The organism is Curtobacterium flaccumfaciens, from assembly GCF_013359815.1.
GTDB classification, from domain to species: Bacteria; Actinomycetota; Actinomycetes; order Actinomycetales; family Microbacteriaceae; genus Curtobacterium; species Curtobacterium flaccumfaciens.
This window is the reverse complement of record NZ_JABMCF010000039.1, coordinates 385,282-403,266: the sequence shown is the minus strand read 5'-3', so window position 1 is coordinate 403,266 and position 17,985 is coordinate 385,282. Positions and strand designations below refer to the sequence as shown.

General features: G+C 71.3%; 19 protein-coding genes. 6 read left to right on the top strand and 13 right to left on the bottom strand.

The window, feature by feature from the left end; all coding sequences use genetic code 11:
* The first annotated feature begins 27 nt into the window (after window positions 1-27).
* The 4 genes from HP445_RS13500 to HP445_RS13485 are packed head-to-tail and all read left to right on the top strand — an operon-like array spanning window position 28 to window position 3,115.
* Window positions 28-966, top strand: coding sequence for a helix-turn-helix transcriptional regulator (locus HP445_RS13500; RefSeq protein WP_128780371.1), 939 nt, complete (start codon window positions 28-30; stop codon window positions 964-966).
* A complete protein-coding gene (locus tag HP445_RS13495; protein ID WP_071404097.1) occupies window positions 963-1,166 on the top strand; it encodes a hypothetical protein in 204 nt (67 codons plus the stop codon). Before HP445_RS13500 ends, HP445_RS13495 begins: the two co-directional genes overlap by 4 nt.
* 60 nt (window positions 1,167-1,226) lie before the next feature.
* A complete protein-coding gene (locus tag HP445_RS13490) occupies window positions 1,227-1,925 on the top strand; it encodes a carboxymuconolactone decarboxylase family protein (RefSeq protein ID WP_128780370.1) in 699 nt (232 codons plus the stop codon).
* The gene (locus HP445_RS13485) at window positions 1,922-3,115 is read left to right on the top strand and encodes an MFS transporter (protein ID WP_128780369.1); all 1,194 of its coding nucleotides are present in this window, start codon (window positions 1,922-1,924) and stop codon (window positions 3,113-3,115) included. The genes HP445_RS13490 and HP445_RS13485 overlap by 4 nt, the downstream gene beginning before the upstream one ends.
* Window position 3,116: 1 nt before the next feature.
* On the opposite strand, the gene HP445_RS13480 is transcribed toward HP445_RS13485, so the two are convergent.
* From HP445_RS13480 to HP445_RS13470, 3 genes are all read right to left on the bottom strand, one after another.
* Window positions 3,117-3,449, bottom strand: coding sequence for a helix-turn-helix domain-containing protein (locus tag HP445_RS13480; RefSeq protein ID WP_206647601.1), 333 nt, complete (start codon window positions 3,447-3,449; stop codon window positions 3,117-3,119).
* A gap of 80 nt (window positions 3,450-3,529) precedes the next feature.
* Window positions 3,530-4,501 (bottom strand): NAD-dependent epimerase/dehydratase family protein, encoded by a 972-nt coding sequence (locus HP445_RS13475; protein WP_128780368.1) that lies wholly within the window; start codon window positions 4,499-4,501, stop codon window positions 3,530-3,532.
* A gap of 146 nt (window positions 4,502-4,647) precedes the next feature.
* Window positions 4,648-5,133: a DUF4126 family protein gene (locus HP445_RS13470; RefSeq protein WP_164941155.1), complete on the bottom strand. Its 486-nt coding sequence runs from the start codon at window positions 5,131-5,133 to the stop codon at window positions 4,648-4,650.
* 136 nt (window positions 5,134-5,269) lie between these two features.
* Here HP445_RS13470 and HP445_RS13465 point away from each other — a divergent pair, with 136 nt between their 5' ends.
* Window positions 5,270-5,920, top strand: a complete 651-nt coding sequence (locus HP445_RS13465) for an NAD(P)H-binding protein (protein ID WP_128780366.1) — start codon at window positions 5,270-5,272, stop codon at window positions 5,918-5,920.
* 104 nt (window positions 5,921-6,024) lie between these two features.
* Here HP445_RS13465 and HP445_RS13460 read toward each other — a convergent pair whose 3' ends face one another.
* Complete coding sequence (locus HP445_RS13460; protein WP_111094104.1) at window positions 6,025-7,011, bottom strand: matrixin family metalloprotease; 987 nt, start codon at window positions 7,009-7,011, stop codon at window positions 6,025-6,027.
* A gap of 120 nt (window positions 7,012-7,131) precedes the next feature.
* A complete protein-coding gene (locus HP445_RS13455) occupies window positions 7,132-7,833 on the bottom strand; it encodes an SDR family oxidoreductase (protein WP_128780364.1) in 702 nt (233 codons plus the stop codon).
* Window positions 7,834-7,927: 94 nt separating this feature from the next.
* Here HP445_RS13455 and HP445_RS13450 point away from each other — a divergent pair, with 94 nt between their 5' ends.
* Window positions 7,928-8,323, top strand: a complete 396-nt coding sequence (locus HP445_RS13450) for a MerR family transcriptional regulator (protein ID WP_128780363.1) — start codon at window positions 7,928-7,930, stop codon at window positions 8,321-8,323.
* Between the two features lie 93 nt (window positions 8,324-8,416).
* On the opposite strand, the gene HP445_RS13445 is transcribed toward HP445_RS13450, so the two are convergent.
* The 8 genes from HP445_RS13445 to HP445_RS13410 all read right to left on the bottom strand — a co-directional run bounded on the left by HP445_RS13445 (window position 8,417) and on the right by HP445_RS13410 (window position 17,924).
* Entirely contained in the window at window positions 8,417-10,099 is a 1,683-nt protein-coding gene (locus tag HP445_RS13445; RefSeq protein ID WP_128780362.1) for a CBM35 domain-containing protein, read from the bottom strand.
* Window positions 10,100-10,185: 86 nt separating this feature from the next.
* The gene (locus HP445_RS13440; protein ID WP_071404105.1) at window positions 10,186-11,463 is read right to left on the bottom strand and encodes a family 1 glycosylhydrolase; all 1,278 of its coding nucleotides are present in this window, start codon (window positions 11,461-11,463) and stop codon (window positions 10,186-10,188) included.
* Between the two features lie 53 nt (window positions 11,464-11,516).
* Window positions 11,517-12,389 carry a carbohydrate ABC transporter permease gene (locus tag HP445_RS13435; protein ID WP_111109524.1) on the bottom strand — a complete coding sequence of 291 codons (873 nt, stop codon included), beginning with the start codon at window positions 12,387-12,389 and terminating at the stop codon, window positions 11,517-11,519.
* Window positions 12,386-13,339 carry a carbohydrate ABC transporter permease gene (locus tag HP445_RS13430; RefSeq protein WP_128780361.1) on the bottom strand — a complete coding sequence of 318 codons (954 nt, stop codon included), beginning with the start codon at window positions 13,337-13,339 and terminating at the stop codon, window positions 12,386-12,388. The genes HP445_RS13435 and HP445_RS13430 overlap by 4 nt, the downstream gene beginning before the upstream one ends.
* Before the next feature lie 25 nt (window positions 13,340-13,364).
* Window positions 13,365-14,630, bottom strand: coding sequence for an ABC transporter substrate-binding protein (locus HP445_RS13425; RefSeq protein WP_128780360.1), 1,266 nt, complete (start codon window positions 14,628-14,630; stop codon window positions 13,365-13,367).
* A gap of 134 nt (window positions 14,631-14,764) precedes the next feature.
* Complete coding sequence (locus HP445_RS13420; protein WP_241660392.1) at window positions 14,765-15,805, bottom strand: LacI family DNA-binding transcriptional regulator; 1,041 nt, start codon at window positions 15,803-15,805, stop codon at window positions 14,765-14,767.
* A 134-nt stretch (window positions 15,806-15,939) separates the two neighbouring features.
* Window positions 15,940-16,584 carry a response regulator transcription factor gene (locus tag HP445_RS13415; protein ID WP_071248572.1) on the bottom strand — a complete coding sequence of 215 codons (645 nt, stop codon included), beginning with the start codon at window positions 16,582-16,584 and terminating at the stop codon, window positions 15,940-15,942.
* Window positions 16,581-17,924: a sensor histidine kinase gene (locus HP445_RS13410; protein ID WP_128780359.1), complete on the bottom strand. Its 1,344-nt coding sequence runs from the start codon at window positions 17,922-17,924 to the stop codon at window positions 16,581-16,583. Before HP445_RS13410 ends, HP445_RS13415 begins: the two co-directional genes overlap by 4 nt.
* Window positions 17,925-17,985 lie beyond the last annotated feature (61 nt).

Below are 17,985 nucleotides of genomic sequence, written 5' to 3'. Positions count from 1 at the left end.
GCACCCGGCCGGCCGTACCGTTGACGCATGGACACCAGAAGCGAAGTGCGCGACTTCCTCCGCACACGCCGCGAGCGCGTCACACCGCAGCAGGTCGGTCTGCCCGACTTCGGTGGGGTCCGCCGCGTCAAGGGGCTGCGGCGCGAAGAGCTCGCACTGGTCGCGGGGATGAGCGTCGACTACTACGTCCGCCTCGAGCGCGGGAACCTGACCGGGGTCTCCGAGAGCGTCCTCGAGTCGTTGTCCCGCGCGCTCCTTCTCGACGATGCCGAGCACGCGCACCTCTTCGACCTGGCCCGTCTGCAGAACGCTTCGGGCGCCTCGCGCCGGACGATCCCGACGTCGAAGGTCCGGCCGAACGTGCAGCGGGTGCTCGACTCGATCAGCGCCCCGGCCTGGGTCCGCAACGGCCGGTTCGACTTCCTCGCCGGCAACGCGCTCGCCCGCGCGGTGTACTCGCCGCTGTTCCTGTCGCCCTCCGGCACCCCGAACACCGCGCGTTTCGCGTTCCTCGACCCGCGCGGTCAGCAGTTCTGGCGAGACTGGGACTCGGTCGCCGGCGACGTGGTCGCCGCCCTGCGCGCCGAGGCGGCCCGCTCGCCGTACGACAAGGGACTGACCGACCTGATCGGGGAGCTCTCCACCCGCAGTGATGAGTTCCGGCGGCGCTGGGCCGCACACGACGTGATGCGGCACCGGAGCGGTGTGAAGCGCGTGCACCACCCGGACGTAGGCGACATCGACATGAGCTACGAGACGATGGAGCTCGTCACGGACTCGGGGCTGACCATGGTCGTGTACGGCACCGAGCCCGGGTCGGCGTCCGAGGAACGGCTGCAGCTGCTGGCGAACCTCGCGGCGACGAGCGCAACCGGTGCGACGAGTGCGGCGGCTGCTTCGACCGCTTCCGTCGCCGGTGCTGCTTCCGTCGCTGGTGCTGCTGCTGCTGCCGGGGAGGACGCGTGAACGAGACCGAGTCCGTCGAGACCGTCGTCCCGGCTCCGCCGACCGGGTTCCTCGGCCGACTGCGGTTCCGGTGGCGTGCCGAGCAGGAGATCCACGAGCTCACCCGCGACCGTGAACTCGAAGAGCGGGTCCGAGCCGAGGCAGCGGTGCGGCTCGCGCCCGGCCCGTGGCACCTGGGGGAGCTGTTCCGGCGACGGTGACGGCTGAGGGGGGAGGACAGCACCTGTCACGGCTCCGCGGTCGGCCCTAGCGTCGAGGACATGACCTTCGCCGACACCGACCCCGAGTTCGCCCGGTACCACGCCGACTTCGTGGACGAGACCCTGCGGAACGCAGCACTCAGCGAGCACGACCGCGTGGTCGTCCAGCTCGGTGCGACGATCGCGGCCGGGGCGCCGGCGGCGTTCCGTGACCTGCTGGACGAGGCCCTCGACGGCCCGCTCTCGCCCACCGAGGCGAAGGAGATCGTCTACCAAGCCGTGGCGTACGTCGGATCCGCACGCGTCGGCGATTTCCTGACGATCACCAACGCCGTACTGGTCGCCCGCGGGGTCACCCTGCCGTTGGCCGGGCAGTCGACGACGACCCCGGCGGACCGGCTCGAGCGCGGCCGAGCGGTGCAGGGCGCCGTCGTCGGTGCGGACCGCGTCGACGCGATGTACGAGAACGCCCCCGCGGACGCCGTGCACTTCCAGCGGTTCCTGTCCGGCAACTGCTTCGGGGACACCGTCGGCCGGGACGGGCTGTCGCTGCCCACCCGTGAACTCCTGACCTTCGCGCTGCTCGCGGCACTCGGAGGGGCCGACGCCCAGGTGCAGGGGCACGTGGCCGGCAACCTGAACGTCGGGAACACCCGCCAGCAGATGCTGGACGTCCTGACCGTGCTCGTCCCGCTCATCGGCTACCCGCGCACGTTGAACGCCCTGGCCGCGCTGAACGAGGGAGCACCCGCAGCATGAGCACGGACCACTCGATGTCGACGGGCCGGACCCTGCTGTTCGCCGTCGCCGGCGGAGCAGCGGTCGGCAACCTGTACTGGTCCCAGCCACTGCTCGACGACATCGCATCGTCGCTCGGCACCTCGGCGTCGCTCGCCGGGCTGCTCGTCACCCTGACCCAGGTCGGCTACGCCCTCGGCATCCTGCTCGTCGTGCCGCTCGGGGACGTCCTCGACCGCCGTCGCCTGATCCCCTGGGTGCTCGTCGCCTCCGCCGTCGCGCTGCTGCTCGCCGCGATCGCTCCGACCTTCGCGACGCTCCTGGTCGCCCTGGCACTGGTCGGGCTGACCACGGTCGCCGGGCAGCTCCTCATCCCGCTTGCCGGGGACCTCGCGGACCCCGCGCAGCGCGGACGCGTCGTCGGCACGATCGCCTCCGGGGTGCTCACCGGCATCCTCGTGTCGCGGACGATCAGCGGCCTGGTCGCGGACGCGTTCGGGTGGCGCGCGATCTACGTGCTCGCCGCCGTCGTCGCGGTGGTCCTGGCCCTGCTGCTGCGGCGCGCCATCCCCGAACTCGAGGCCCGCGGCGGGGTGGCGTACCCGCAGCTCATCCTGTCGGTGTTCCGTGCCGTCCGGACCCACCGGACCGTGCAGGTCACGCTCGTGATCAGCTCGTCGGTGTTCGCCGTGTTCACGATGTTCTGGACCGCGCTGACGTTCCTGCTGAGCAGCGACCCCTACGACTTCTCCACCAGCAGCATCGGGTTGGTCGGCCTGGTGGGGCTCGCGGGTGCCGTGGCGGCGCAGCGGGTCGGGCGGCTGCACGACCGGGGACTGTCGGTACCCGTCACCGGGGGAGCGATCGTGCTCCTGCTCGTCTCCCTGGTCGTCGCCGGGATCGGTGCGCACTCGATCGTCGTGGTGCTGCTCGCCGTGCTGCTGCTCGACGTCGCCGTGCAGGCCGCGAACGTGCTCAACCAGACCCGGCTCTTCTCGGTGGACCCGGCCGCGCGGAGCCGGCTCAACACGGCGTTCGTCACCTCGAACTTCATCGGCGGGGCGATCGGCTCCGCGCTGGCGTCGGTGCTGTGGAACGCCGGGGGCTGGACGGCGGTCACGATCGGCGCCGCGGTGCTGGCGGGGTTCGCCGCGACGGTCTGGGTCGTGCACCGCAACCGCGGGCTCGTGGTCGAGCCGGAGCGGGCCTGAGTCAGATCGCCAACTCGACGTCACGGCCGTTGACCGTGACGATGATGCGTGGGTTCTCGGCACCGGTCGCGGTGATGTAGCTCCGGAGGGTGGAGAGCAACATGTCCTCGCGCCGTTCCATCTGCGACACCGCCCCCTGACTGATGCCGAGCTCGTGTGCGATCTCGGCCTGCGTGCGCTTCCCCGCTTCACGCACCATCGCCAGGCTCATCGCGTGGACTCGGTCGAGGTCGTCGGCCTCGGTCTCGAGCGCGGCAACAGCGTCCGCGATGTCCGGCTGCCGTAGGAGACGCTCGACGCGGTCGTTCCCGCGGACGAAGTCCTTCTTGCCCATCATCGTTCCTTCGCTCCGCGTCGTTCCTTGAGCAATATTAGCTGAAGCTGATGCGCAGCCCGGGGCCGGGAGCACGGGGCTCAGCGGACCAGGGGGTTCGCGACCTCGAGCTCACCGTGGTCGACGAGCCAGCGCACGGCGTCCAGCACGGTCTCCTCGGCGGTGAACGCCGGCGCGTAGCCGAGCAGACGACGCGCCTTCTCGGTGCTGAAGACCTGGCTGCGGGACAGGTGCTCCCAGCTGGCGTCAGCGTGCTCTGGAGCCGTGGTCTCGCGGAACCGGTCCCACGTGACGGGGTCGAGCCGGGCCTCCTGGCCGAACCACGACGCTGCCAGGTGGGCGTACCCGCGCGCGGTGAGCGCCGTCGGAGCCGTGACGAAGAAGTCCTCGCCCGCCGCCGCATCGGGGTGCTCGACCGCGAGCTGGAACGCCTGCGCGACGTCGTCGGCGTGCACGTGGGCCATCGTCTCGGCGCCGAGGCCGGGGACCTCGAGCGGTTCACCGGCGGACAGCTTCGTCAGCACCGACGTGTCGAGGTTGCCGAGTGGACCGATCGGCATCCAGCCCGGACCGCTGATGTGACCGGGGTGCAGCGACGTCGTGACCAAACCGCCTGATGCGGTTTCTTCCTTGAGCATCCGGGCGATGGCGTCCTTCTGGACGCCGTAGTCACCGAACGGCGGGGTCGCGTTCTGCTCGGTGATCGGCAGCACGTGCGAGACGCCGGCGCGCCAGATCGAGCCGCAGTGCACCAGGTGCGTACCGGTGCCGCGGAGCGCGTCGACCAGCGCTGCGGCGGAGGACTCGGTGAAGCAGACGAGGTCGACGACGGCGTCGGCACCGAGCGCGGCGATGCGGCTGCCGAAGGTGCCGTCGCGGTCCTCCTGCTCGCGGTCGGCGGTGATCCGCTCGACCTGCTGCCACTCCGGGGCGTCGGCGTACGGGGTGCTCGTGCCGCGGGTGACGGCGACGACGCGGTGCCCCGAGCGGACGAGACGGGGGACGAGGAACGAGCCGATGTGGCCGGTGGCTCCGATGACGACGATGTGCATGGTGGCCACCGTAGGCCGAGGCGTGCGCATCGTGAGCAGGAATGGTCGGGTGCGGCGGTGCGACCCGACCGTTCCTGCTCACCAAACGCGCCCGCGGCGAGCGCGGCGCCCAAGAGCGCGGCCCTCGCCGCGCCCGAGCGGCACGCTCAGTCGGCGGTGATGACCTTCACGGAGCCGGCGATGGTCGCGGCGTCCTCGGCGAGCGCGACGACGGGGTCGGGCAGGCCCGCGCCCCCGAGGGCCTTGCGCGCACCCCAGCCGACGAAGCTGCCGACGAGGGCACCGACGCCACCGAGGATCGCGCCCTCGATCCGCAGGTCACGCTTGCCCGTGGTGCCGAGTGCGGCGCCGGCGAGGGCACCGGACGCGACACGTCCGAGCAGTGCCGAGGGGGCGATGCGGTTCGGGGTCTTCGGCAGCTTGTCGCCGATGAGCTCACCGACGGCGGAGGCGACGAGCAGCCCACGGCCGACCGGGGTGCTGAAGACCTTCCACTGCTGCCACGAACCCTTCAGCGAGGACCGGTCGTGGTTCAGTGCGAGGACGGCGAGCGGGGTGGCGCTCCGGCCGCCGCTCATGATGCCGAGGACCAGGGTGCGGACCAGGGTGTGCTGCTCGTGCTGCTTGCTCATCGTGACTCCTGTCGTGTTGCCCCCGACGGTACGCACGGCGCCCCCGGGTGTTCCGAGCATCGCGGGCGACGGGCGACCGTCCGGCGCTCCCCGGGCGTTCCCCGGGCACGGAGCCGCCCCGAGTAGCGTCCGGACCATGAGCAACGTCATCGTCTTCGGCGGCCACGGCAAGGTCGCACTCCTCGCCACCCGCATCCTGTCCGAGCGCGGACACACGGTCACCTCCGTCATCCGGAACGCCGACCAGTCCGACGAGATCCGAGCGCACGGCGGCGAACCGCTCGTCGCGGACATCCAGCAGCAGTCCCTGAACGACTTCGCCGAACTGATCCGCGGGCACGACGCCGTGGTGTGGTCGGCCGGTGCCGGTGGCGGGTCCGTCGACCGGACCTGGGCGATCGACCGCGACGCTGCGGTGCTGTCGATCCAGGGGGCGAAGCAGGCCGGCGTCGACCGCTACGTGATGGTGTCGTTCTCGGGCTCGCAGCTCGACCACGGCGTCCCGCAGGACCAGGACTTCTTCGCGTACGCGCAGTCGAAGATGATCGCCGACGCCGTGCTCCGCGACTCGGGGCTGCAGTGGACGATCGTCGCCCCGAGCACCCTGACCGACGACGAGCCGACCGGCTCCGTCGACTGGGACGGCTCGTCGACGCAGGTGCCGCGCGGTGACGTGGCGCACGTGGTCGCCGACGTGGTCGAGAACCCCGGCACGGCCGGCAACACCTTCCGGTTCAACACGGGGTCGACTCCGGTGGCGGAGTTCCTGCGCGCCGACGCGGTCTGAGCAAGACCGACCGCGCCGACGCGGACTGACCGAGCCAGTCAGACCAACGGGGTCGCGGCGGTTCTCCGCCACGACCCCGTCCGTGTCCCTGCAGAACGTCGAGCTCAGTAGAGCGTCGAGATCCCCGTCATGTCGCCACGGCCGAGCGTGCGGCCGTCGAGCTCGCAGTAGCCGCCGGACGGCTCCATGACCTGGCCGGTGCCGGTGGCGACGTGGTCGAGACCGTACAGGTGGCCCCACTCGTGCGTCGCGACGACCTGGGTGTCGAAGCGCGCGCCCGAGCAGGTGGCCGTCGAGCTCCACTTGAAGCCGGTGGCGTAGCGCTGGTCGGCCTCGCGGGCGTTGCCGTTGCCGTCGAACCAGACGCACGTGACACCGAGGGTCCCGGTCGGGAGCTTGCCCCAGCCCATCACGTTGTAGCCGTTGTTCCGCGAGCAGCCGCCCTGGTCGGTGAGGTTGGGCTTCTGGGTGGCGAGGCGCAGGTAGTCGTTCTTCGCCGTCGACGTGACGGTCCGGTCACACGCCGAGATCGTGCCGTTCCAGGCGTTCGCCCCCTTGCGCAGGGCGTCCTTGGCGTACGTCGACTTCTGCCCGGTCTGGTTGTAGTACCACTTGACCGTGCTCGGCCAGGTGTAGCCGGACGCCTTGTACGCCGTGCTCGTGCACTTCGTGGTCGCAGCGGTCGTCGCGGCGGGGGCTGCCTGTGCCGTCGCGGCCTGGCTCTGCGCACGCTCCTGCTGGACGGCGGGGGCCGAACCGGTCCAGGCCTCGTCCACGCGGACGGCGACACCGGCGGAGCCGTTGTTCGCGATGAGGACGTCGGCGAGTTCGGGCGCCCCGGGGGCGGCCGAGCTGCTCGCCATGACGCTCTCACCCGGCGCGGGGAGCGCGAAGGTGCGGCCGTCCGGCGTCACGACCGTGCCGGAGGTCGCCGTGCAGCCGCTCTCGAGCGTCTGCACCGACAGGGTCCCGGGGGCGCAGCTCGCGCCGGCCCCCGGGGTCGCCGCCTGGGCGGGTGCTGCGGTGATGGTGAGACCGGCGAGGATCGCGACGATCGCCCCGGTGCTCAGCGCGTTCCTGACAGGACGCATGGTTCCCTTCCAGCGGCAGGCGACGTGCCCCCGCTCCTGATCGGGGTCCATGCTCGCCGATGACCACGCAGCGGGTCCAGGACTGCGCTGCGGGGACACACCCCCAGTCAGGGGCGGCGCTCAGGCCATCTGTGCGGAGAAGCGCTCGGGCGCATCGGCGAGCGACGCCTTCACCATCCGGCTCCAGTCGTCGACGAGCACCTCGGCCACGCCACGCTCCACACCGTCGAGTGCCGCTCGGGCCACATCCGTCGGGTCCGTCTTCGGGCCGTCGTAGTCGCCCATCATGTCGGTGTCGGCCGCACCGAGGTGGAGTCCCTGCACGCTGATGCCCCGGTCGGCGAGCTCGAGGCGGACGGCGTTCGTCATGTTCCACTCGGCCGCCTTCGCCGCGGCGTAGCCACCGGCGCCGGGCGCCGCGAACCACGACAGGGCCGACAGCACGTTGACGATCGCGCCGCCGCCGTTCCGCTCGATCACCGGTGCGAAGGCACGGATCATCGACAGGCTGCCCCAGAAGTGCGTGTCCATGGCCTTCCGGACGATGGTCAGGTCGTCGGTCACCAGGGAGCCCTGCGTCGAGATGCCGGCGTTGTTCACGAGCAGCGTCACGTCCCCCGCGGCGGCGGCCACCGCGTCGACCGAGGCCTGGTCGGTGATGTCGAGGGGCAGCGCGACGACGCCCTCGACGTCGACGAGTTCGGGGCGGCGTGCGGTCGCGTAGACCTTCGACGCCCCGCGCTCCAGCAGCTCCAGGGCGAAGCGGCGTCCGATGCCCCGGTTCGAGCCGGTGACGAGTGCGACCGATCCAGCGATGTCCATGGTGTCTCCTCCTGCCGCGCGGGTGTCTCCCGCAGCGGCTCGGCTACGCTAAGACCTCACATCCATGTCAGGGGCAAGCCCGGATCGGAGCACCATGCGCATCGGTGACCTCGCAGCAGAGACCGGCGTCAGCGTCCGCTCGCTGCGGTACTACGAGGAGCAGGGGCTGCTCACCGCGTCGCGCACCGCGAGCGGGCAGCGGATCTACACGGACGCAGCCGTCGAGCGGGTCCAGCTCGTGCAGCAGCTGTTCGCCGCCGGGCTCGCGAGCCGCACGATCGTGCAGCTGCTGCCCTGCGTCGACCGCGGGGAGTCGACGCCGGAGTCGTTCGCGCTCCTCATCGCCGAGCGGGACCGGATCACTGCACAGCTGGCCGAGCTCGAGGTGGTCCGGGGGCGGCTCGACCAGGTCATCGAGATCACCGAGCACCCCACGGCCGAGCACTGCCCGGCACTGCGTGACCGACCTGCGGAGCCGGTCGCGGCCTGAGACGCGGCACCAGGACGGACTGGAGGCCCGTGGCGGGTCCGCCACGGGCCTCCCGTCCGCATCCTGGTCACGACCAGGGCCGCGGGTGCGGCGTCAGGGCTGGAACACCTGGATCTGGTCCAGCTCGGCGAACCCGGTCCCCTTGGTGAAGGTGAGCGTGTTCGCGCCGGCCTTCAGCGTGACCGTCTTCTGCGCCCATCCGAACCGGCCCCAGTTGACGGTCGGCGCGTAGCTGACCGAACCGGCCGAGGTCCCGTTGACCGCGAGCGCGTGCGTGCTCGTCGCACCCGTGCCGTTGTCGTACCGGACGTTCACCGTGTACGTCCCCGCGGTCGCGGCCTGCACGGTGAACTGCACGGAACTCGTCGCGTTGTTGATGTTGCCGACCTTCGCGCCGCCGACCGCGTCGGCCTGCGTGACCGTGCTCGTGTCGTTCCGGACCGCGGACTCGGCCTCGTACCGCTGCGCGTTGATCGGGATCGACCCGACCCGCACGTCGTTGTACGTGGTGGTGAGGTTCTCGACGTTCGTCGCCTGGTACAGCGTCTTGCCGTCGGCGCTCGAGTCGAAGCCCTGGGCGAAGCCGCTGAACGTCCCGCCCTCGGCGTCCCGCGCGTCGTACGTCACCGCGTACGGCAGCTGCTCCCACGAACCCGTGCCCTGGTTGCGGTTGACGACGAAGTTCTGGCCACCGTCGATGTTGCCCGCGCTGTCGAGGGACCACTTGGACGAGACGACGATCATGCCGTTGGCGTTGCCGGCGGTCGGCACCCAGCGCACCTCGGGCGACGACCCGACCCCACGGCCGTCCGGCAACGCGATCTTGGTGCCGATGCTCGTCTCGGGGCTCCAGTTCAGACCGTCCGGTGAGGTCTTGAAGTACACCGGCGCCGTGTTGTTCGTCTGGCTCGGCCGGTTCACGACCTCGAACGTCGCCACGTAGTTGCCGTTCGGGATCCTCGTCACCGTGATCATGCCCGGACGGTCGCTCTTGTTGGTCGGTGCGGACACGTTGACCAGGGGACCCCAGGTCAGGCCGCCGTCCGTGGAGCGCCGGTAGCTGACGGCCTGCAGGACGTTGTTCGCCTTCTGCCGCTCGTCCGAGAAGTAGGTGACCAGCCCGCCGTTCGCGTCGACGGCGACGGACGGCTCCCACACCGTCGAGGTCGTCGAGCTCGGGCTCGGGTCGTAGGTGGCCGGACCGCCGGTGTCGACGGTGCTCACGAAGGACCAGGTCAGCCCGTGGTCGAGGCTCTTGTACATGACCAGTCGGCTGCTCGAGCGGTCGGTGGGCATGATCATGCCGCTCAGCAGCAGCGTGCCGGCCGGCATCGTGCCGAGCTGGACCGGGGTCTCGTACAGCGAGGGCTGCGCGGTGCGGGTGAGCGTCGGGAACTGGGTGCTCGGCTTGACCGTGGCGACGCGGCTCCACGAGGTGCCGTTGTCCGTGCTCCGGTAGATCGGGTAGACCTGCACGCCGTTCTCGAGCACGAGCTGGTCGAAGGTGACGAACTGCTGGCCGTTGGCCGATCCGCTGTTCTTCAGGACGATGTTCTTCGCGTAGGTGGTGCCGGCAGCGCGGCCGCCCTCGGGGTTGAACGAGGAACCCGCTGCCGGCGAGTACACGAGGGCTCCGTTGCCGGTCGTGACCGCCTGTGCGGGGAGGGGGCCGGCGACGCCGGCGACAAGGGCTGCCGCCGCGGCGGCAGCGGTGACGACGAGCGCGAGCGTTCGGCGTCGACGAGGCGCCGGAGCGGCGCCGAGGCGGAGGGACATGGTGCTCCGTTCGGTTGGTGGTGCAGTGGTGGTGGGCGGAGACGGACTGGAGGCGCGGGACCGACCCGACCCGCGCCTCCAGACCCTCAGGTGGTCGCCGACAGGGCCGCTGCCACGGCCCGTTCCTCTCGCGTGTGCGCAGCGAACGCGTCGGCGACCGGGTTGCGGCGACGGTCGAGGCCGCCGGCGCCGTCCTCGACGAGGTCGAAGAGGCCCATCGTGAGCAGGTGCTCCTGGCGTGGGGCGTCCGTGTGCCGCCAGGTCCACTCGTACATGTCGAACAGCGGCCACCAGGTGTAGCCGACGACCGGCACCCCCTCGTCGCGGAGCTCCCGCACGGCCGTGACCGACGCGTCCAGCCAGCCGATGCGCTCCTCGACCGAACCCGTGACGCACGTCTCCGTGAGCATGACCGGGGCGCCGTAGCGCTCGGCGTAGGTGGTGAGCACGTCGCGGAGCCCCTCGACGCCGGTGTCCTCGTAGGGCCGCGGGTCGGCGAACCCGCCGCCGTGGTGCACCCCCGCCTCGAACACCTCGGTGGAGTGCAGCGGGTAGTAGTTGACGCCCATCACGTCGGGCCGGACGGCGTGCTGCCGGAACCAGTCGAGGTCGGCGTCGGTGACGCCCCCGGACCGGAGTCGACCGACCAGGGGGTGCGCGTCGTCGACGCCACCGGTGACCAGGTCCTCGACCAGGAACGTCTGGGCGCGCAGGCGCGCGACCGTGTCGCGGTGTTCCGGGGCGTCGACGTCGCCCACGTACCGGATGCCGGCGTCCACGTGCACGAAGGTGGCGGCGTCTCCGAGCTCGCGGGTGATCGCGTGCTGCGTCGAGACGAACCCCTTGGCCAGGGCGGACGCGATCCGGGCCGACCCCTCCGCGCCGGTCAGGTACGGGGGCCAGTACCCGTACTCACCCGAGAACAGGGCGTGGATGACGGGCTCGTTGACCGGCGTGTAGTCGGTGGCGACGTCGCCGTACCGCGCCGCGAACCGGGCGGCGTACTCGGTGACGTGTGCCGGGTAGTCGGGGTGGGCGAACTGCCCGTCGAGCCAGAGCGGTGTGCCGTAGTGCAGCAGGTCGACGACGGGGCGCAGGCCGGTCTCGCGGAACCGCGCCATGACGCCGTCCACCCACGACCAGTCCCAGACGCCCGGCTCGGGGGCGACCCGGTACCAGGGGACGCCCCAGCGCAGGAGCTCGGCGCCGACGTCGACCGCCAGCCCGAGGTCAGCGGCGTACTGCCGGTAGTGGTCGGTCAGCTCGTACTCGTCGATGGGCCGTTCACCCGGTCGGGCCTGCGGGACGAAGGTGTCCTCGATGCCCAGGGCGAAGTGCAGCCTGCCGTCGTCGGACCAGTGCATGGTGTCTCGTTTCGTGGTGGGCACGGCCGCTCCGGGCTCGTGCGGTGTCGTCGTCACTTGAGCCCGGTGCTGGCGACGCTCTCGATGAAGCGGCGCTGCACGAGCAGGAACATGACGGCGAGGGGCAGCACGGCGATCAGGGCGCCCGCCATCATCACGCCCTGCGGGATGATCCCGCCGGGTCCGGTCAGCAGGGTGAGGCCGGACGTGATGGTCCCCATGTCCTGGTCGGTGGTGAACACCAGCGGCCAGAGCAGGTCGTTCCAGTTGTTGACGAAGGTGAAGATGCCGAGGGTGAGCAGGGCGGGGACGGCGTTCGGCAGGACGACGCTCCGGAAGATCCGCCACTCCGAGGCCCCGTCGATCCGCGCCGCGTTGTCCAGGTCGCGGGGGAGCGACACGAAGAACTGGCGCAGGAAGAAGATCCCGAAGGCGTCGGCCGCCCGCGGCGCGATCAGCCCCGCGAACGTGTTCACCCACCCGAGGTCGGACACCAGTTGGTAGATCGGGATGAGCGTCGCCTGGAACGGGATCATCAGGCTGGCGACGATCACGATGAGCAGCACCTTGCTGCCCCGGAAGTCGAGCCGTGCCAGGGCGTAGGCGGCGAGCGCGTCGAACGCCAGCGCGAACACCGTCACACCGCCGGCGAAGGCGAAGCTGTTCAGGATGAGCCGCCCGAACGGCAGCTGCGTGAAGATCGCCCGGAAGTTGTCGAGCGTCCAGGTGTGCGGGAACAGCGTCGGCGGGTAGGCGTTGACCTCGCTCGCCGGCTTGAACGCGGTGAACACGATCACGAGCACGGGGAGCAGCACCGCCAGGGTCACGACGGCCACGGCTGCGAAGCCGAGCCACCGCATCGACGGCTGTCGACGGGCCACGGTGCGACGGCGCACGGCGGTCGCGGGACGGGGGAGCGCGGTCATGATGCGGTGTCCCCTCCGCGCTTCCCGAAGAACAGGAACTGCACGAGGCTGAGCAGCAGGGTCGCGAGGAGGAGCACGTACGCCAGGGCGCTCGCGAACCCGAGGTCGAGGTCCTTGAAGCCGGACTGGTAGATCTGCATGACGATCGTCTCGGTCGACCGGTACGGACCACCGCCGGTCAGGACGTAGATCTGGTCGAACGCCTGCAGCGCGGCGATGAGGGCGACGATCACGACGAACGCCATCGTGTTGCTCAGCATCGGGAAGGTGACGTTCGCGAACCGCTGGCGGCCGTTGGCCCCGTCGAGCTGCGCGGCCTCGTACAGGCTCGTGGGGATCTCCTGCAGCCCGGCCAGGAAGATCACCATGTAGAAGCCGAAGTTCTTCCACACGGCCACGAGCACCACGGTGGGCATCGCGAGCGTCGGGTCCTGCAGCACGTTGCCGAGCCGGATGCCGACGAGCTGCAGCCAGTGGTTCAGCAGGCCGATCTGCGGGTCGAGCAGGTACGACCACGCGAACGCGGCGACGGCCAGGGACACGATGAACGGCAGGAACAACGCCGACCGGAAGAACCCGCGGAACGGCAGGGCCGGGTGGTTCAGCACGAGGGCGAGCACCAGGGCGACGACGATCGCGACGGGGGTGAAGAGCACCGAGTACAGCGCGGTGTTGCCGATGGACCGCAGGACGTCGGGGTCGGTGAAGACCCGGACGTAGTTCGCGAACCCGATGAACGACGGGTCGCCGAACCCGCTGGCGTCGGTGAACGACAGCTGGAGCGCCGAGAGCATCGGCCAGAGCACGAACGCCCCGAGGATGACGATCGCGGGTGCGAGGAACCCGACGATGGTGGCGCGGCGGCGGAACGTGCCGTTGAGGGGCGATCGTCCGCCGAGCTGGCCCGGTGGTCGGTACCGACGGCGTCGGCCGAGTTGCTGCGTGGTCACGAGGGTCCTCCGAGGGCCGCTGCTGCTACTTCAGGGCCGACTGCACGTCGGCGTCGGCGGTGGCGAGGAGCGATCCGGGGTCCCCGCCCGCCATCGCCTTCTGGGTCGCGGTGTCCACGGCGGTGAGCACGTCGGCGCTGTCGACCACGCCGGGCAGGAGCGGGACCGTGGTGCCCGGCAGCCCCGTGAGCGTCGCGACGGTCGGGTTCTCGTCGACGTCGGCGGCGGTGACGTCGGTGCGGAGCGGCGGCCAGCCGGACCCGAGGGCCCACTTCGTCGCGACGGACTGCTCGTTGAAGTAGCGCAGGAACCGCTCGGCCGCGGCCTGCTTCGCGTCGTCGGTCTGGGCCGTCACACCGAGCGAGATGCCGATGGCCGAGGCCACCTGTGCTTCGGGGCCCGCCGGGATCGCGGCGATGCCGTAGTCGATGTCCGACGCCTCGGCGACGCCGGCCATCCAGGGGCCGCCGATCTCCATGGCGGTCTTGCCGGCCGTGAAGAGCTTGTCCGCGGCGATGCCGTCGACACCGGTCGGCGAGATCTTGTCGTCGTGCACCGCCTTCGCCCAGTACTCGAGCGTCTCGGCGTTCGCGGCGGAGTCGATGGTGGACTTCGTGCCGGCCTCGTTCGTGATCGATCCGCCGTTGCCGGCGAACAGGCTCGGCCAGATGCCGTTGCCGACGGTCTGGTGGTCCGGCAGCACGAGCCCGTACTGCTCGGGGGTGCCGTCGCCGTTCTCGTCCTTCGTGAGCTTCTTCGCGTCGGCGACCCACTCGTCCCAGGTGGTCGGGAAGGAGTCGATGCCGGCAGCTGCGAACAGCTTCTTGTTGTAGATCACGGAGAGCGGGACGAACCCGCTCGGCACCCCGTACTCCTTGCCGTCGACCCGTTCCATCGCGACGGCCTGTTCCTTCAGGTCCGCGGTGTTGTTGGCGTCGTCGGCGTAGAAGTCGCTGAGGTCGACCAGCGCCTTCTTCTGCGCGTAGACCGGCAGCCGGTCGGAGGTCATCGCGACGAGGTCCGGGCCCTTCTTCGCGGACAGGGCGGGGAGCATCGTGTCGTCGATCACGGCCCAGGTCTTCGTCTGGGTCGTGATGGTGACCTTGTCCTGCGAGGCGTTGAAGTCCTTGACGATGCCGTCCAGGACCTTGCCGTCGGCCTCGGTGTAGCCGTGCCAGAACGTCAGGTCGACGTGGCCGCCGTCACCCGACGACCCGGGGGAGCCGGCGCACCCGGCGAGGGAGAGCGACGCCGCTGCTGCGAGCGCGACGACCGCGATGTGCTTCTTCATCGAAAACCTGCCATCCGTCCGGCACGTCGGTGTGCGGACCTCGTCCATCCCGGATTTACACCGGTGTAAATGTGGACAGTAGCCGGTGCTCGACCGCCCGGTCAAGGGGTCGGGGAGCACCCGTGGTCAACGGGTCAGGCAGCAAACGGACGCAACGGTCCGGACGACGCCCGGACGACGAGTGCGTGCGGGGAGCGCAGCACCCCCGGCGTCGCCGGGGCGCCCTCCTCGAGCTGGGCGACGAGCACCCCGACCGCCGTCGCCGCGACGCGGTCCAGGTCGGCCGACACCGTGGTCAGCGCCGGGGTCGAGTACGCCGACTCCTCGATGTCGTCGAACCCGACGACCGCGACGTCGTCCGGCACGGTCCGGCCCGCGAGCTGCAGGGCACTCATCGCCCCGAGCGCGAGCGCGTCGTTGCAGCAGACGATCCCGTCGACCGGCAGGCCGGCATCGAGGAGCTGGCGCGCGGCCGCCGCACCCTCGGCCCGGTGCCACAGCGCGGTCGGCACCACCCGCTCGGGCGCGAACGGCAGGCCGTGGTCGTCGAGCGCCTCGCGGTAGCCCCGCAGTCGCTCCTGCGCCGTGCGCACGGGGCCGGACGGGTCGGAGCCGATGAACGCGATCGACCGGCGGCCGGCGTCGAGCAGGTGCGCGGTCGCGTCCCGCAGCGCGTCGGCGTTCGACATGGCGATGAACGGCACGGGGGCGTCCGGGATCGGCTCACCGAGCACGACGAGGGGGAACTTCACCTCGAGTGCGGCGGCGTCGCTCGGCCGGACGGTCAGCGGGCTGTAGATGATGCCGTCGATCGAGTGCTCGCGCATCCGGGTGATCGCGTCCGCCTCGCGCACGCCGCTCGCGGTCTGCTCGATGAGCACCGTGTAGCCCACGGCTCCGGCAGCGCGGATGACGGCGTCGGCGAGTTCGGCGAAGTACGCCTGCCGCAGTTCCGGCACCGCGAGGCCGAGCACCTTGGAGCGTCCGGCGCGGAAGTTCCGGGCCGAGACGTTGAGCTCGTAGCCGAGCTCGTCGACGGCGGCCATCACGCGGTCACGGGTGCGGACGGAGACGTGTTCGTAGCCGGACAGCACGTTCGAGACGGTCTTCTTCGAGACACCCGCCACGGCGGCGACGTCGCTCATCGTGGGCGGAGAGCGGTGCCCCTGCGCCATCGGGCGCCCCCTCTCACGTGCGGACTGCGTTCGGCAGGAACCTACCGCACCAGCGTGGTGCGGACCGGACGGGAGGCCCGTGGCGGGCCCGCCACGGGCCTCCCGTCCGGTCCGTCGCCCGTCCAGGGCCCCGCTCAGTCCGCCAGGAACCGCAGGACCGCGAGCACCCGCCGGTTCTCGTTCGGCGTCGCCTCGAGCCCGAGCTTGGTGAAGACGGCGGTGACGTGCTTCTCGACGGTCCCGCCGGACAGGAACAGGGTGTCCGCGATGGCGGCGTTCGACCGCCCCTCGGCCATCAGACGCAGCACGTCGGTCTCGCGGGCGGTCAGCGAGTCGAGCGGACCGCTCGTGGCACGCGGCGCCTGGACCAGTGCGGCCGCCACCTCGGGGTCGAGCACCACGTTGCCCGCTGCGACCTGGTGCAGCGAGTCGATGAAGGTGCCGACCTCGGCGACCTGGTCCTTCAGCAGGTACCCGACGCCGACGGTGGCGACGTCGAGCAGCGCCCGCGCCCACTGCGCCTCGGCGTACTGCGAGAACAGGAGCACCCCGACGTCGGGCCGGACGTCCTTCACCCGCATGGCCGCGCGGACGCCCTCGTCGGTGTGGGTCGGCGGCATCCGGATGTCCATCACCACGACGTCGACCGCGCCGTGCGCGACGGCGGCCACCGCGGCGTCGCCGTCCGACACCGGCACGACCTCGTGCCCGCGACCGCGCAGCAGGGACGTCAGCCCCTCGCGCACGATCGTGTTGTCGTCGGCGACGACGATCCTCACCGTTCGGCTCCGCTCGGCATGCGCATCCGGATGCGGGTCGGGCCGCCGGCGGGGCTGTCCACCTGCAGGTCGCCGTCGACGGCGCGCAGCCGTTCGAGCACCCCGGCCAGGCCGGTGCCGTGACCGTCGGGGGTGCCGAGCGCGACGTGTGCCCCGCCGTGGCCGTCGTCCTCGACCTCGACGAGCAGGTCGGTGCCGAGCATGCCGACCCGGACGGCGGTGGCCGAGGCTCCGGCGTGCTTCGACACGTTCGTCAGCAGCTCGAGCACCCCGAAGTACGCGATGCCCTCGACGACGCGGGACGGCCGGACAGGCAGGTCCACCGACAGCGCGACGGGGAACGGGGTCCGGGAGCACGCCGAGGTCAGCGCGGCCTCGAGCCCCTCGTCGAGGACGGGCGGGTGGATGCCGCGGGCCAGGGCGCGGAGCTCGACCAGGGCCTCCTTGGTCGACGCGTGCGCCCGGTCGACCAGTGCGGTGACCGCGTCCGGGTCGGCGCCGGTCTGCAGGCGGTCGCGGGCGTCGCCGAGGGTCATCGCCAGGCCGACGAGCCGGGCCTGGGTGCCGTCGTGCAGCTCCCGCTCGATGCGGCGCAAGGTGGTGTCGGCGTCGAGCACGGCGGCGTCGCGCGAGGCCGTGACCTGGCGGAGCCGCAGGTCGCGGGCGGTGGCACCGAGCAGGGCGCGGATGACCACACGCTGCAGTGCCGCGAGCCCGTGGTTCACCGCGGGCCAGAGGAACAGCACGATGAGCAGGCCCAGCACCGCGAACGCGACCTGCAGCGACGGGGTGTCGACGTACACGCCGAGGAACTGCGCACCGCTGTGGAGCTCGCCGTCCGCGCCCCGCTGCGCCGGCAGGAAGTGCCCCCACGCCGCGTGGGTCATCGCGCCCAGACCACTGACGAGCACAGCGGTCGAGACGGCGAACGTGGTGGTGGTCAGCACGAACCCCGCGAGCAGGTACGCGAACGCCCGCCAGGTGGGGCCGTCCGACAGCCGGGCGAACGCGGTGCCGAGCGGCGTCGAACCTGCACGGGGCGGTGCCGGGGCGACGACGACCTGCCCGAGCAGCGCGGCGGACATCCGGCGGGTGACCGCGGCGAACCAGTGCGACCCACCGAGCAGGAACGCGGCGACGACCAGGCCGACCCAGGTCAGCGACACCGGGATGCCGACGGCCAGCACCACGACGAACCAGGCCAGCGCGGCGATCGCGATCGGCAGGTGCGCGGCGTGGAACGCGAAGGCCCGCCAGGTGCTGCCGTCGGCGACGGCTCGGAACGGTCGGAACCGGGGGACGGTGGTGGGTGCGCCCGGGGTGGCGACGGCGGTGTACATGCGGACCTCTTCGTGTCGGTGACGAGCTTATTGCCCGACACCAGCCTCGCCGCGGGGGTCC